The 13,791-nt window shown below is 63.2% G+C and carries 12 protein-coding genes; 4 read left to right on the top strand and 8 right to left on the bottom strand.

Annotated features, from left to right (window positions below; translation table 11 throughout):
• The first annotated feature begins 239 nt into the window (after nt 1-239).
• Entirely contained in the window at nt 240-785 is a 546-nt protein-coding gene (locus HBA54_RS02675) for a tetratricopeptide repeat protein (RefSeq protein WP_167221107.1), read from the top strand.
• A 260-nt stretch (nt 786-1,045) separates the two neighbouring features.
• Here the strand turns inward: HBA54_RS02675 and HBA54_RS02670 are convergent, their stop codons facing one another.
• From HBA54_RS02670 to HBA54_RS02635, 8 genes are all read right to left on the bottom strand, one after another.
• Complete coding sequence (locus tag HBA54_RS02670; protein ID WP_167221105.1) at nt 1,046-1,813, bottom strand: SDR family NAD(P)-dependent oxidoreductase; 768 nt, start codon at nt 1,811-1,813, stop codon at nt 1,046-1,048.
• A gap of 67 nt (nt 1,814-1,880) precedes the next feature.
• Entirely contained in the window at nt 1,881-2,654 is a 774-nt protein-coding gene (locus HBA54_RS02665; protein ID WP_167221103.1) for an ATP-binding cassette domain-containing protein, read from the bottom strand.
• Nucleotides 2,655-2,665: 11 nt separating this feature from the next.
• Nucleotides 2,666-3,907 carry a sugar ABC transporter permease gene (locus HBA54_RS02660; protein WP_167221101.1) on the bottom strand — a complete coding sequence of 414 codons (1,242 nt, stop codon included), beginning with the start codon at nt 3,905-3,907 and terminating at the stop codon, nt 2,666-2,668.
• Between the two features lie 134 nt (nt 3,908-4,041).
• Complete coding sequence (gene xylF, locus HBA54_RS02655; RefSeq protein WP_167221099.1) at nt 4,042-5,091, bottom strand: D-xylose ABC transporter substrate-binding protein; 1,050 nt, start codon at nt 5,089-5,091, stop codon at nt 4,042-4,044.
• Nucleotides 5,092-5,275: 184 nt separating this feature from the next.
• Nucleotides 5,276-6,916, bottom strand: a complete 1,641-nt coding sequence (locus HBA54_RS02650; RefSeq protein ID WP_167221097.1) for a CRTAC1 family protein — start codon at nt 6,914-6,916, stop codon at nt 5,276-5,278.
• Nucleotides 6,913-7,608, bottom strand: a complete 696-nt coding sequence (locus HBA54_RS02645) for a pentapeptide repeat-containing protein (RefSeq protein WP_167221095.1) — start codon at nt 7,606-7,608, stop codon at nt 6,913-6,915. The genes HBA54_RS02650 and HBA54_RS02645 overlap by 4 nt, the downstream gene beginning before the upstream one ends.
• A 102-nt stretch (nt 7,609-7,710) precedes the next feature.
• Nucleotides 7,711-8,550 carry an amidohydrolase family protein gene (locus HBA54_RS02640; protein WP_167221093.1) on the bottom strand — a complete coding sequence of 280 codons (840 nt, stop codon included), beginning with the start codon at nt 8,548-8,550 and terminating at the stop codon, nt 7,711-7,713.
• 14 nt (nt 8,551-8,564) lie between these two features.
• Nucleotides 8,565-9,599, bottom strand: a complete 1,035-nt coding sequence (locus tag HBA54_RS02635; protein ID WP_167221091.1) for an aldo/keto reductase — start codon at nt 9,597-9,599, stop codon at nt 8,565-8,567.
• A 398-nt stretch (nt 9,600-9,997) separates the two neighbouring features.
• On the opposite strand from HBA54_RS02635, the gene HBA54_RS02630 reads away from it, so the two are divergent.
• The 3 genes from HBA54_RS02630 to HBA54_RS02620 all read left to right on the top strand — a co-directional run bounded on the left by HBA54_RS02630 (nt 9,998) and on the right by HBA54_RS02620 (nt 13,790).
• Entirely contained in the window at nt 9,998-11,128 is a 1,131-nt protein-coding gene (locus tag HBA54_RS02630) for a sugar ABC transporter substrate-binding protein (protein WP_167221089.1), read from the top strand.
• A gap of 98 nt (nt 11,129-11,226) precedes the next feature.
• The gene (locus tag HBA54_RS02625; protein ID WP_167221087.1) at nt 11,227-12,813 is read left to right on the top strand and encodes a sugar ABC transporter ATP-binding protein; all 1,587 of its coding nucleotides are present in this window, start codon (nt 11,227-11,229) and stop codon (nt 12,811-12,813) included.
• The gene (locus HBA54_RS02620) at nt 12,810-13,790 is read left to right on the top strand and encodes an ABC transporter permease (protein WP_167221085.1); all 981 of its coding nucleotides are present in this window, start codon (nt 12,810-12,812) and stop codon (nt 13,788-13,790) included. The genes HBA54_RS02625 and HBA54_RS02620 overlap by 4 nt, the downstream gene beginning before the upstream one ends.
• Nucleotide 13,791: the final 1 nt, after the last annotated feature.

The raw sequence follows: 13,791 nt of genomic DNA, 5'->3' as shown, positions 1-13,791 counted from the left end.
TTAAGTTGGTGAGCGCTTTTAACGCAGAAACCCCCGGAAGATAATAGGATTCCCGGGAATTCGGCGTCTTGGCCCCATAGATTCTTCGTCCCTGGACAGGCAAGCCGCCGTCGCGGCTTACATCGTCTTTTCCTTATTAAATCCGTGAAACTGATCTCCACCGACTTGCGTAGTTAGGGACAAAGCAGCACAGCACCTGCACCGAGACGCGCCCAGATTACGCAAGAAAGGTAGAAACCATGGACGGAAACACCAAAGGCAGCAGCGATCGCCTGGCGATCAAAGCCCGCAACCTGCTCGTTGCCGCCGCCCTGGCCGCAGGCCTGGGGATTTCAGCGGCGCCGGCCATGGCCGCCGGCAATTGGGGCAGCAGCGAAAGCACCGAGGCCGCCGACAAAGATTATGTCCTTGCCGAGAAGCGGATCAAAGACGGCGACTATCAAGGCGCCATCGAATTGCTGACGAAAGTCGCCGAGCGCCAGCCCAAGAATGCCGATATCTTCAACTATCTCGGCTACACCAACCGCAAGCTCGGAAACTACGAGGTCGCCCTCGTACACTATCAGCGCGCGCTCGCCCTGGACCCCAGTCATCGCGGCGCACACGAGTATCTCGGCGAACTCTATCTGACCACCGGCGAGATCGAGAAAGCCGAAGCCCAGCTCGACAAACTCGATTCACTCTGCTTCTTCGGATGCGACGAACACCGCACACTGAAAGCAAAGGTCGCCGAGTACAAAAAACAGAAAGCCGCTCTGCCGGGGTCACCCAAGACCACGAACTGACCGCCACCGAACAAGCTGAGGCGAGGGTCCACCCCTCGCCTTCAGACGGGGTGGCTGCCGTTCGTGGACGAGCGGCGCCTGCGGCGGCAGCCACCCTAATTCATCACGGAAGCCAGCTTCCCAGATTGACCTCGTGCTTCGAGACGCTTCGCTCCTCAGCATGAGGTCAACCGATTCTGTAAGTTCCTCATCCTGAGGAGATCCGAAGGATCGTCTCGAAGGATGCTACAGGACAGTTTCGACGTGTTTACGACAGCCCGTCAGACCCAGCCGCCGTCGGCCACATAGCTCTGATTGGTGAAGGCGCCGGAATCCTCTGACGCGAAAAACAGCACGGCCTTGGCGATATCCTCGGGATAGAGCTTTCGCTTCAGGCACTGGCTCTTCATCAGATCGGCTTCCGCTTCCGGCGTCAGCCAGAGATCGATCTGGCGCTGGGTCATGATCCAGCCGGGCACCACGCAGTTGACCCGGATGTTCTTCGGCCCCAGATCCCGCGCCAAAGCGCGCGTAAGGCCCGCCACCGCCGATTTCGCCGTGGTATAGCAGGGCATTCCCCCCTGCCCGATCATCCAGGAAACCGAGCCGACGTTGACGATGGTTCCACCGCCGCCGGCCTCCATATCCGGGTAGATCGCCTGCGCGGCGAAGAACTGATGCTTCAAGTTAACGGCGAAGCGGTCGTCCCAGAACTCCGGCGTCACCTCGTCGATGTCGTGGCGCTGATCGTTCGCCGCGTTGTTGATCAGAACGGTGATCGGCCCAAAGATCGCGCGGACCTCTGCGATGGCGCTCCGCAAAGCGCCGATATCCCTGAGATCGCAGTTCACGAAGTGCGGCTTGTGATGACCCGCCGCCGCCATATCGGCCACCAACGTCTCGGAGCCTTGCGCATCGACATCGACAAAACCGACCCTGGCGCCCTGCCGGCAGAAATGCTCCACGATAGAGGCACCGATGCCGCTGCCGCCGCCGGAGACGAAGACGACGCGGTCTTTCAGACTGGGATATGTAGCTGTCGCTGTCATGGGGCATCACACCTTCAAGAGTAACCACTGATATTCTTCCGGCGGCGCCGGATCCCTGCGCGATCAATCAATGCAGGGCGGCCAGATCCTCCGGCGTTTCCTCTTCCGGCAGCTTGCCGAGGATGATCATACCGAGCACCTCATCCTTGGTGACCTTGGCGGTCTGGCGGGTGCCGACAAGACGGCCGTTCTTCATCACCGACACCCGGTCGGAAAGATCGAAAACATCATGCAGGTCATGACTGATCAGGAAGATGCCGATCCCTTCCTTTTTCAACTGCTGGATCAGTTCAGAGACCATGGCCGTCTCCTGAGGGCCCAGTGCGGCCGTCGGCTCATCCATGATCAGGATCTTGGCGTTGAAGAGAATGGCCCGGGCAATGGCGACCGACTGGCGCTGCCCGCCGGACATGTTCTTCACCGGGTCCTTGATGTTCGTGAAGTTGGGATTGAGGCGGTGCAGCACCGCCCGCGCCTCATGCTCCATGGCATCGTCATCCAGGGTACCGAAGGCCGTCATCAGCTCGCGTCCCAGGAAAAGATTTGCCGGCGCATCCAGATTGTCGGCCAGGGCGAGGGTCTGATAGATCGTCTCGATCCCGAAGCTGCGGGCATCGCGCGGGGTTTCGATCACCGCCCGCTCACCATTCACATAGATCTCGCCGCTGTCGCAGGGGTAGGCCCCCGCCAGCATCTTGATCAGCGTGGACTTGCCGGCGCCGTTGTGGCCGAGCAGTCCGACGACCTCGCCGGGGTAAAGGTCGACCGACACGTCGTCCACCGCCTGCACGCCGCCGAAGCGCTTGGAGATGTTGCGCATCTCTACCAAAGGTCTGGTCATCGCCCTGCCCCCTATCGCCGATTGCGGTTGTAGACGACGTCGAACCAGACCGCCGCCACCAAAACCAGGCCGATGACGATCTGGCGCACCGCGCTGGATACCCCCAGCAGCACCATCCCGTTATCCAGGCTCTGCATGATGACAGCGCCCAGGATCGCGCCGGGAATGGTGCCCAGGCCGCCGGCCAGAGAGGTGCCGCCGATGACCGCGGCGGCGATCACATTCAACTCCGCCAGGGTTCCCATCGAATTGGTGCCGGCGTTGAGGCGTGCCGTGGTGATGACGGCGGCAATCGCACAGAGCATGCCCATCACCACGAAGATCATCACCGTCGTGCGCTTCACATTGATACCCGATAGCGCGGCAGCCTCGGGATTGCCGCCCATGGCAAAGACGTAGCGTCCGAACTTGGTAAAGCGCGTCACGAAAGTCATCACGATGACCACCCCCAGCATGATCAGCACCGGCACCGGAATACCCCGGGCGATATCGCTGCGCGGCTTGGTGTAAGCGTTCATCACCAGCACAAAGCCGATGATCAGCGCCGACCAGACGACGATCATCATCAGCTCCGCCCAGAGCGGCTTCATCGGAAAGCCGAAGCGTGCCCGCTTGGCCCGCGCCTTCAGGCTGAAGAACGCCACCGCGGCTGCCGCGAGAAGGCCCAACGTCAGACTGGCGGTCGCACCGATGGAACCATCGATGCCGCCACCCAGAAGCTGATAGGTCGGATCGAGCGGGGCGACGGTGCGGCCATCGGTGATCATGAAGGCGCCGCCGCGAAACATCAAAAGGCCGCCAAGGGTGACGACAAAAGCCGGCACGCCGCCGTAGGCCACCCAGGACCCCTGCCAGACCCCGACCAGGGCGCCGAGAAAGAGCCCGACCAGGATTGTCGCGGGCCAGTTCCAGGCGGCGCCGAGCGGAAAAATCTCGACCTGCAGGAAGGCGATGCACATGCCGAGAAAGCCGAGAACGGAGCCGACCGAAAGGTCGATGTGGCGGGCCACGATGACCAGCACCATGCCCGTCGCCATGACCCCTACGACCGAGCTTTGAACCGCCAGATTGTAGAGGTTCCGGGGGGTCAGGAAGATCCCGTTGGTCATCACGTTCAGGACGACCCAGATCACGACCAACGCCCCCAGCATCGCCAGCAACCGGGTATCCAGCCCCGTGAAACGGGAGAACTGGTCCATCGGACCTAATTGAAGCTTGCCTGGCGCAGCTTCGGACTCGGCATCGCTTGCCATGATCTCGTTAAAGCCCGTTTGCCCCACCGCCTTTGGCCTTGCAAAGCGGTCCCCGGGTCCGGCCTTCCCTTCTTTGGCGCAACGGCCAGGCGCCTACTGGAGCCCGGCCGCGCGCATTGCTCTTGCAGACAGGATTACTTGCAGGCAGCCGGTGCTTTGGCAGCCTCGACACCCTGGCAGGCCACGTCCTTGCCCACCCAACCGGCATCGATCACGAGACCAAGGTTCTCCGAGGTAATCGGAACGGGTGTCAGGAAAATCGCGTCCATGGTGACCCCCTTGGGGCCGCCGCTCCACTTGGTGGCGCCAGCAACCTTGTTGGCCATGGTGCCGCTGCCAAGTTCGACGGCGATCGCCGCGGCCGCTTTACCCAGCTCCCGCGCATCCTTCCAGACGCTGACCGTCTGCAGGCCCTTGGCCACCCGGTTCAGGGCGGCATGGTCACCGTCCTGGCCGGATACCGGCAGGCCTTCCATGCCCTGTGCGGTCAGGGCGGCGACGACGCCGCCGGCGGTGCCGTCGTTGGAGGCCACGACCGCATCGACCTTGTTGTCGTTGGCGGTCAGGATCTGCTCCATGTTCTTCTGGGCATTCTCCGGCAGCCAGCCGTCGGTGTACTGCTCGCCCACGACCTTGATGTCGCCCGCCTTGATGGCGGCATCCAGCACTTCAAGCTGGCCGGAATGCAGGAAGTCCGCATTGGGATCGGCCGAGGACCCCTTGATGAAGACGTAGTTGCCCTTGGGCTGGGCCTTGAGAACCTCGCGGGCCTGGATGCGGCCGACTTCCTTGTTGTCGAAGGTCAGGTAGAAGACGTCGGGCACCTCGATCAGGCGGTCATAACCAACCACCGGAATACCCTCCGCTTTCGCCTTTTCGATGCCCGGAACGATGGCCGAGGCGTCTTGCGCCAGAATAATCAGCGCCGTTGCGCCGCGGGCGATCAGTCCTTCGATATCGGCAATCTGCTTTTCATTGGAGCTTTGTGCGTCGGCGCTGATATAGGTCGCACCGAGCCGCTCAAGTTCGGCCTTCATTGCCGCTTCGTCGGTCTTCCAGCGTTCTTCCTGAAAGTTCGACCAGCTCACGCCGACAACCGTCTGCGCCACAGCGGCGGTTGCCGCCGAAAGCACCAGGCCCGCCGTCAAGACACCGGCAGCCAGCCCACGTATCACGTGTTTCATGTGTTCCTCCCGTAGTAACCGCGGCGGGCCATCCCGCGGCGGTCGTTCGTTTCATCGAATCTTGTTGCTTGGATCCATATTTGACGTACGCACCCGGTCTGTCAATAAGCTGTTTACCTCAAAAAGAGATAAATTGATCATCCAAAAATGATGCAATCACATCATTTCAATGATTGATCCTGGCCTATCTGCCGGGTTTGCCCGATGTCGTCAGCCGATCGCCGACATCATCATCGCGGAAGAGCTCGACAAACTCCCCACCGGCGACGGCCAGCCAGGGCCCCCAATCGCCCTGAGGCCACCGCACCCGTATTTCGGCTGAGTCCTGATTGCCCAGGCCAAAGTGCAGCCAGCCGGTCCCGCCGCCGGCGTGGCCGCCACCGACAAAGACTTCCCTGCGCTGAATCCGGCCCGCCGTGCGCAGTTCGACCCAGGCGCCGACAGCGTCGCGATTCCCCGACGCCTGGCGTAACCTCACCCGCAGCCAGGACCCGCTGTCACCGGGGCGGTCGATACCAAGGCCGCGCCAGACCTGCGCCGGCTCTTTGCGGTTGAGCACGACGACATCCAACAGGCCGTCGGCATTGAGGTCGACCACCGCGGCACCCCGCCCCCTCGCGCCGCTGTCCAGACCGGACAGGCCGCCGGCCTCGGCAAAACTGCCGTCCGGCAGGCCCAGCAAAAGATTGTTGGGGTCCCGCAGAGCGAAATCCTCCATCGCCTCGATGTTGCCTTTGGCGACGAAGAGATCGGCCAGGGTGTCGTTGTTCACGTCCTGAAATTCGGCATGCCAGGCGGTCGAGGGCTTGCTCTGATCGCCTTCATAGGGGCGGTGCGCCGTCACGCCGCGGGTAAAGGCGATGTCGCGATAGGCCGGCCGCTCGCCGCCGCCGTCCAGGGTGCGCAGCTTGTTGTCCGCCATGGAGGTCAGGAAATAATCCGGCAGGCCGTCGCCGGTAACGTCATGGCTGGCGATGCCCATGCCCCAGACCTGAAGCTGCGCCCAACCCTCCGCCCGGGTATAGGGGCGCGGGGCAGCGCCCGGGCGGACATGCCAGAGCTGCTCCTCACCGCCGCGATAGTACTGCCGGTCATTGCTGATCCTGAGATCGGCCTGCCCGTCACCGTTCCAATCGGTGAACAGCATCGAAAGCGCGCAGTAACCGGGCGACAGGGCCAGCGGCGCGGCAAAGCCACCGCCTGGGCCCGGCCGATGCAGCCTGTTGTCGAAGCAGGTCCCCCAGGGCGCGCCCGGCTGGTCGAGGTCGATGTAGTTGCCGATGGCCAGCGTCGGCCAAGCCTCACCTTCCTCCCAGATCGCCGCGAAAGCGGTCGACCAGGCCGCCCCGCCGTCGAAACCCCAGGTTTCGTTCGCGCGCTCGAAACGGCAATCCCCCAGGCCGCGAAACAGGACATTCTCGCCGAAGCGCAGCACCGCCAGATCCTGAAGGCCGTCGCCGTCGATATCCAGCGCGTAGGCGCCGGTCACCGCGTCCATCGCCAGGGGCGACCCGGCCTCAGCCTCGAACTTCAGGGCACCGCCGGCCACCCCCCGATTCCGGAAAAGCCCGGACGTCGACGCGCCACCGGCCAGATAGAGGTCGGTCATCCCGTCGTCATCGCAGTCCAGATGGGCAAGCCCGCCCCCCACGACATAGCGGCGCTCCCCGCTGAAGACATGGGTCAGGCCGCTGGCGCGGGTCTCCTCGGCGAAGCTGGGCAACGGAACCGTTAGCCCTGCCCTGTCGAATGAGGTTTCCGTGGCCGGGCTGCAGGCCTGCAGCAGCAGGCCGAGAACCAGCAACCCGGCGGCGGTCCGCATCATTCCTCGCCGCAGGGCCAGGAGGCCGGCCGCTGCAGGCCGGCAGGCAGCACGGTTTCGTCATCGCCGCAGGCCGCATCGATCTGGAATTGAACAAGGCCTTTCGTCTGCGAAAGATCGGTCCCTTCAAAGCGGGCCAGATAGGTGTAGGCTTCGGAAAGATTACTGCCCGCCAGGCTCGCGCCCTTGAAAATCGCGCGGGCGATTTCCGAGCGGCTCATGTCGGCGCCGTCCAGTATGGCCCCGGAAAGGTTGGAGCGCCCCAGTTCCGCCTTGATCATCACCGCACCGGTAAAGTCCGCGCCAGTGAAGTCGGCCCGGGACATCTCCGCCTTGGTCATGTCCACGCCTTGAAGCTTCGCTTCTGCGAAGTCGGCGCGGTCGCCGTGGGTCTTGATCATCCTGGCTTTGCCGAGGTCAGCCCCGGTCAGCCGGGCGTTGGAAAAGTCGGCCTCGCTGAGGTCGGCCCCGATGAACCTGGCATCTTTCAGATCCGTGCGGCCGAAATCGGTGTGGGCGAAAACGCCTTTGCTGAGATCCTGGCCGCTGAGATTGAGGCGACGCTTCTCGCACTTCGTCCAGTCTACGCCGACACCCGGCGAGGTGTTGCAGGCTGCGACAGCCTCTTGGCCGGCCAGCAGCAAAACGAAGGTTGAAACCAAAGCCAGCAGGCAAAATCTGGAAGGCGAAGCCATTCGTGTCATCCTGGCAACAGGCTCCTTTTCTGGTTGTAAGGGCCGTGATCGTAGCGAAGCCGCAGGGGCTTGAACAGCGGATGATCATGCACAAAAGCGCGATCAGGACAGGCGATAGGCCCGCACTGCATTGCCGCCGAGCACCTGCGCCTTTTCCGTCGGCGTCAGATCCGCCAGCAGGCGTTCAACCGCTTCCCACCAATCCATATAGCCCGCGGTCAGGGTCAGGACAGGCCAGTCACTGCCCCAGATCAGCCGCGCCGGCCCGAAGACCGACAGCAGATGGTCGACATAGGGCCGAAGGCCCTCCAGCGACCAGCCCGGCCCCGCCTCGGTGATCAGCCCGGAGAGTTTACAGAAAGCATCGGTTTCGTGCGCCAGCAGAGCCATGTGCTTCGACCAGCCGTCAAAGCCGCCGGTGGCAATCTCCGGCTTCGCGCCATGGCAGATCACCGCCCGCAGATCCGGGTGGCGCTGCAGCAGGCTCAAAAGGTTGGACAGATGGACGGGCCGCACCAGGCAGTCGAAGGTCAGGTCCAGGTGAATGACCGCTTCGAAGCCGGCCGTCAGGTCATCGCCCAGCATCCAATCGACATCGGCGATGTCGTGGATCATCGGACGAACCCCCTTGAATGCCGGATGGGCCGCCAGCTTTTCCAAACTGGAAACAGCCTCAGAACCATCCATCGCCACCCAGCCGACAACGCCGGCCACCTCGGGATGAGCATCGGCCTGCCGCAGCAGAAATTCACTCTCGGCGACAGTCGCGGCGGCCTGCACCATCAGAATCCCCTCGATACCGGCCTCGCGGGTCAACGGCCTGAGATCGTCTGCGCCAAAATCCCGTTTTATTCCGGCCAGCCCCTCCGTGCCCGGCCCCATCATCCAGTCGTAATCGCCCCGGCCGAGCTGCCAGAAGTGAACGTGGCTGTCGATGATCATTGTGTAGGCCGGGTCTAAACCGGCGCAGGCGCTTCTTGGCGCAACAGTCCCTCGCCCTTCAAGTCGCTCCACAGGGCCGCCGGAATGGGGTGATCGAAGGTCGCGAGGTTCCGCGAAACCTCATCGGCGGTGCGCGCGCCGGGAATGATGGCGGCGATGCAGGGATGACCGAGAGGAAACCGCAGAGCCGCGCTGGCCAGCGGAACGCCGTGCGCCCGGCAAACCGCTTCAATGCGCCCTACCCGCTCGAGAATCTCGCTGGATGCGGGCTCGTAGTTGTACATGGCGCCCGGCACCGGCCCGCTTGCCAGAATACCGCTGTTGTAGGGGCCGCCGAGAAAGATCCCGATGTCCTTTTCGGCACAGAGCGGCAGGAAGCTGGTCAGCACCTCCTGTTCCAACAGGGTGTAACGCCCGGCGATGAGGAAGCAGTCGAAATCGCCTTCATGGATCAGGCTCTCGGCCACCTCCCAAAGGTTCAGCCCGGCCCCGATGCCACTGATATCGCCGTTCCGGCGCAACTCGTCGAGGGCGGCATAGCCGCCGCCCCCGGCACCGGCGAAGAGCTGGCGCCGGTGGGCTTCGGTTTCCTCTTCCGACCCGATGGAATCGATGTCCAGGTCGTGAACCAGCAGGACATCGATGCGGTGCAGCCCCATGCGTTGAAGCGAATCTTCGAAAGAGCGCATGACGCCGTCATAGCTGTAGTCGAAGACCGGTTTGAACGGCAGCGCGCGCCTGAACACGCCCGGCCACTCCTGCGCCGGGTCATGCGGCTTGATCAGCCTGCCGATCTTGGTCGACAGCACAAAGGCGTCACGCGGCTGGTTGCGCAGAAACTCCCCGACCCGCTGTTCGGCCAGCCCATAGCCATAGAAGGGTGCCGTATCGATGAAACGCAGGCCGCCGTCCCAGGCCGCTTCAAGGGTCTGCATGGCGACCTTGTCATCGATCTTTTCATAGAGATTGCCAAGCGGCGCCGTCCCGAAACCGATTTCGGTCACCTGCAGGCCGGTTTTACCCAGACGCCTTTGCGCCATGTCTTTCATCGCTTAAACCGCCTTACCGTTTTCAGGGTCGAAACTCTGCGCCTTGATCATCTCCGGGAAGATCGCAACCGCAGCATCGGGGAGTGACAGGTCAGCCTATTGCAGGCGGCTTGCCACCTCAACCGTAGAGCTATGCTGCAGGTGCAAACAACACGCCACTTTCAAGCGATCCGCCTGCAGTCGGAACCGTTAAGTTCGGCTTGTTCTAGGGTAAGCCAATCCACGTCTGACGGACTGATCAATTGACTGCATACCAATCCTGGGTCACCCTGATATCGATAACCAAAGAACACTTTGCCTGCGCACAAACGGTCACCCGGTACCCGCAAGGGACCTGAATCAAGAACCGAAAAGCACAGGACAAGGGAAACCCAGTATGACATTTGGGAGGAGTATCCATGGTCACCAAAGCAATGCTCGGTGCCGGTCTGGCAGCCCTGTTGGTTGCCGGCGCCGCGTCTTCGTCTTTTGCCGCCGGCCCGGAAGTGGTCAGCGGCCCCGGGCATAACCCGTCCTGTTTCGCCCCCTTCAACGCAGACACTAAGCACTTCAAGTTCGAGGCGAAAGAGCCGCCTTACCGCATCGCCCTGGCCAATGGTTTCGTCGGCAACACCTGGCGCATTCAGATGATCAAATCGCTGAAGGCCTATGCCGAGCAGCCTGACGTGAAGCCGCTGATCAAAGAGCTGAAGATCGTTTCGACCGGCACCGACGTCGCGGCACAGATTGCGGCGGTGGATAACTTCATCAACTCGGGCTATGACGCCATCCTTACCATCGCCGTCAATCCGACCGCCTTCGCCCCGGTCATCCGGCGCGCCAACCGCGCCGGCGTGGTCCTGGTGCCCTTTGACAACGTGCTGGACAGCGACAAGATCATCCAGGTCAACGAAGACCAGTCGGAGATCGGCCGCATCAACGCCCGCTGGCTGCTGAAGCACCTGGGGACGTCGGGCAAGGTTCTGGAAGTCCGCGGCCTGCCGGGCAACTCCGTCGACCGCGACCGCCATCTCGGGTTCCGCGAGTTGATGGAAGCCGGCGGCAACAGCTTTGAGATTGTCGAGGTGGTCGGCAACTGGGACGATGGCACGGCACAGAAAGTCACCGCCGACGCCATTGCCGTCCACGGCAAGTTCGACGCCATCTTCGTTCAGGGCGGCTCCACCGGGGTGGTCCGGGCGATGATGGATGCAAAACATCCCTTCGTGCCGATCTCCGGCGAGGCGGAAAACGGCTTCCGCAAGCTCTGCGCCAAGCACGCCGACGAGGGGCTGCTGTGCTCCTCCGCCGGCCAGTCGCCGGGCCTCGTTGCCATTGCGGCCAAAACGGCGCTGACCGCCCTGCAGGGCAAGGTTCTGCCGCAGTATGTCTCGGTGCCCATTCCCCTGGTCGAGCATCCGGACTTCAAGGCCAACGTGAACTACTTCCCGGACCTCACGGACAACTTCTTCACCCCGAACGAGTTCCCGCCGTGCAACGTCAATATCCCGGCAACGGAGATCATGGCGAAGACCGAGGCCGATCAATAGTTCCGGCTGTTGCTTAATGATCCGATGGACGCCGCACCTGGGTTTCGGGTGCGGCGTCGCTTCTCTGCAGAGTTTGTATCCCTTTCCCGGCGGGCCAGATGACCGACCCTCAGGCTTCTTCACGTAACGCCGTCCATCCCGGTTCCGCCTTCTGGCGCATGCAGGGCATCGGCAAGCGCTACGGCGGCGTCGTGGCCCTGGAGGATGTCGACTTTGCCTGCGCGCCCGGCGCCATCCACGCCATCCTCGGCGAGAACGGTGCCGGCAAATCGACCCTCATCAAGATCGCCGCCGGGGTCGTCCAACCCAGCGCCGGAAAGCTGGTGCTTGACGGCGCCGAGGTCACCTTTGCGACGCCGCAGGCGGCAAACAGCCAGGGCACTGTCTGCATCTTCCAGGAACTCTCGCTGATGCCCGACCTTTCGGTTGCGGACAACATCTGCATGGCCGAGCCGCCGTGCCGCTGGGGGCTGATCGACCACCGCGAGCAGCGCCGCCGCGCCGAGGCCTTGCTGTCGCGGGTCGGCTGCGAAGACGTTCACCCGCTGGAGCTGGTGAAGAACCTCCCCCTCTCCCGTCGCCAGATGGTCGAAATCGCCAAGGCATTGGGCCGCAATCCCAGGATGCTCATCCTCGACGAGGCAACCTCGGCCCTTACCGCCGCCGATGTCGAGAAGGTCTACGAGATCCTCCGCGACCTGCGCCGCCAGGGAATGGCGATCCTCTACATCTCGCACCGCATGCACGAGATCGAGGAACTGGCCGATACCTGCTCGGTCTTTCGCAACGGCCGCCACATCGAGACCTTTGCCAAGGGCGCGCGCAGCGACAATGAGATCGTGCAGCTGATGATCGGGCGCGAGTATACCCAGATCTACCCGGCCAAGCCGGTTCGCGAAACCCGGCCGGTGCCGGAGCTGGAAGTCTCCAAGCTGTCCTGGAGCAACCGCCTTTCCGAGATATCCCTCTCGGTCGGCAAGGGAGAGATCGTCGGCCTTGGCGGCCTGGACGGTCAGGGACAGCGCGAACTGCTGCTCGCCCTCTTCGGTGTGCTGCGCGGTGTCTCCGGCGAGGTGAAGATCGACGGCAACAAGGTTCGCCTGAGCAGCCCGCGCTTTGCCAAATCGGACGAGATCGGCGTAGCCCTGATCCCCGAAGACCGCAAGTCGGAGGGGCTGCTGCTGCCGATGTCGGTGCGCGACAATATCTCCATGGCTTCGATCGGCCGCTTTACCCGTGGCATCTTCATCGATCGCCAGCGCCAGAACGCCGAGATCGACGAAATGGCGCGCCGCCTCTCCATCAAGGTCGGCGATATCGACGATCCGGTCGCAACCCTTTCCGGCGGCAACCAGCAGAAGGTCGTGATCGCCAAATGGCTGATGACCGATGCACGCATCGTGCTGCTGAACGATCCGACCAGGGGCATCGACGTCGGCACCAAGCAGGAGATCTACCAGCTGCTGCGCGACCTGGCCGACGCCGGCACCGCCATCCTGCTCTACACCACAGACTATGACGAACTGATCGGCTGCTGCGACCGCGTCAGCATCATGTACGACGGGCGCATCGTCCGCGAACTCACGGGGGATGCGATCAATGAGGAGAACATCGTGGCCAGCGCCTTGAACCTGACGCTGGACGGCCAGGCAGAGACGGCAAAACCCGCGGGAGAACCGCTGTGAAGGACCTGAAACTGCGTCTCGGCCAAAGCCAGGGGGTACTGCTGGCGATCCTGGTCTTTGTATTGATGTTCACGCTCTATATCGCCAATCACCCCGCGGGGCTGACGGTTCCCGTCGCCACCACGGCGGCCAACAAGGCGGTACTGCTGGCCCTGGTGGCGATGGCGCAGACCCTGCCGGTGCTGACCGGCGGGCTGGACCTCTCGGTCGGCATGATCTTCATCATGACCAACTGCGTGGCGTCCTCCCTGGTCAGCGGCGACCCCTGGCAGGTCGCCGTCGGCATCGTCATCGTCCTGCTGACCGGCGCTCTGGCGGGCTTCGTCAACGGCGCCATCGTGGTCTACGGGCGTCTCCAGCCGATCATCACGACGCTGGCGACCGGGGCGGTCTACTACGGCATCGCCCTGCTGCTGCGCCCGGTGCCCGGCGGCGAGGTGGACGAGGACCTGGCCGACATCATGACCTACACCGTCTTCGAGGTCGTGCCGACCTCCCTGGTTCTGCTGCTCGCGGTGGTGGTGATCATCTGGCTGCCGTTCCGCAACTCGGTGATCGGCCGCGGCTGCTATGCCGTCGGTTCCGCCGAGGGCGCGGCCTATATGTCCGGCGTTTCCATCGACCGTTCCAAGCTCGCCGCCTACACGCTCTCCGGGCTTCTGGCCGGCGTCGCCGGGCTGATGCTGACCTTCATTACCTTCTCCGGCGAGGCCTCCGCCCCCATCGGCGGCACCTACACCCTGAACTCGATTGCCGCGGTGGTGATCGGCGGCACCTCGCTTTACGGCGGCACTGGCGGGGCCATCGGCTCGATCTTCGGGGCCTTCATCCTGCGCACCATCGACGACCTGCTCTTCGTCTTCGACCTGCCGCCGCTATGGCAGCCGCTGTTCCAGGGCGTCGTCCTGCTGGTCGCCGTCAGCCTGGGGGCCGCCCGCGTCTTTCGGATCCGCAACCGTCTGGAGCTGTTCAAGTAGC

The sequence above is a fragment of the Pelagibius litoralis genome (genome assembly GCF_011683915.1).
In the GTDB taxonomy this organism is placed as follows: domain Bacteria; phylum Pseudomonadota; class Alphaproteobacteria; order Kiloniellales; family Kiloniellaceae; genus Pelagibius; species Pelagibius litoralis.
The sequence above is the reverse complement of the archived record's forward strand: the minus strand, read 5'-3'. Positions and strand labels throughout refer to the sequence as shown.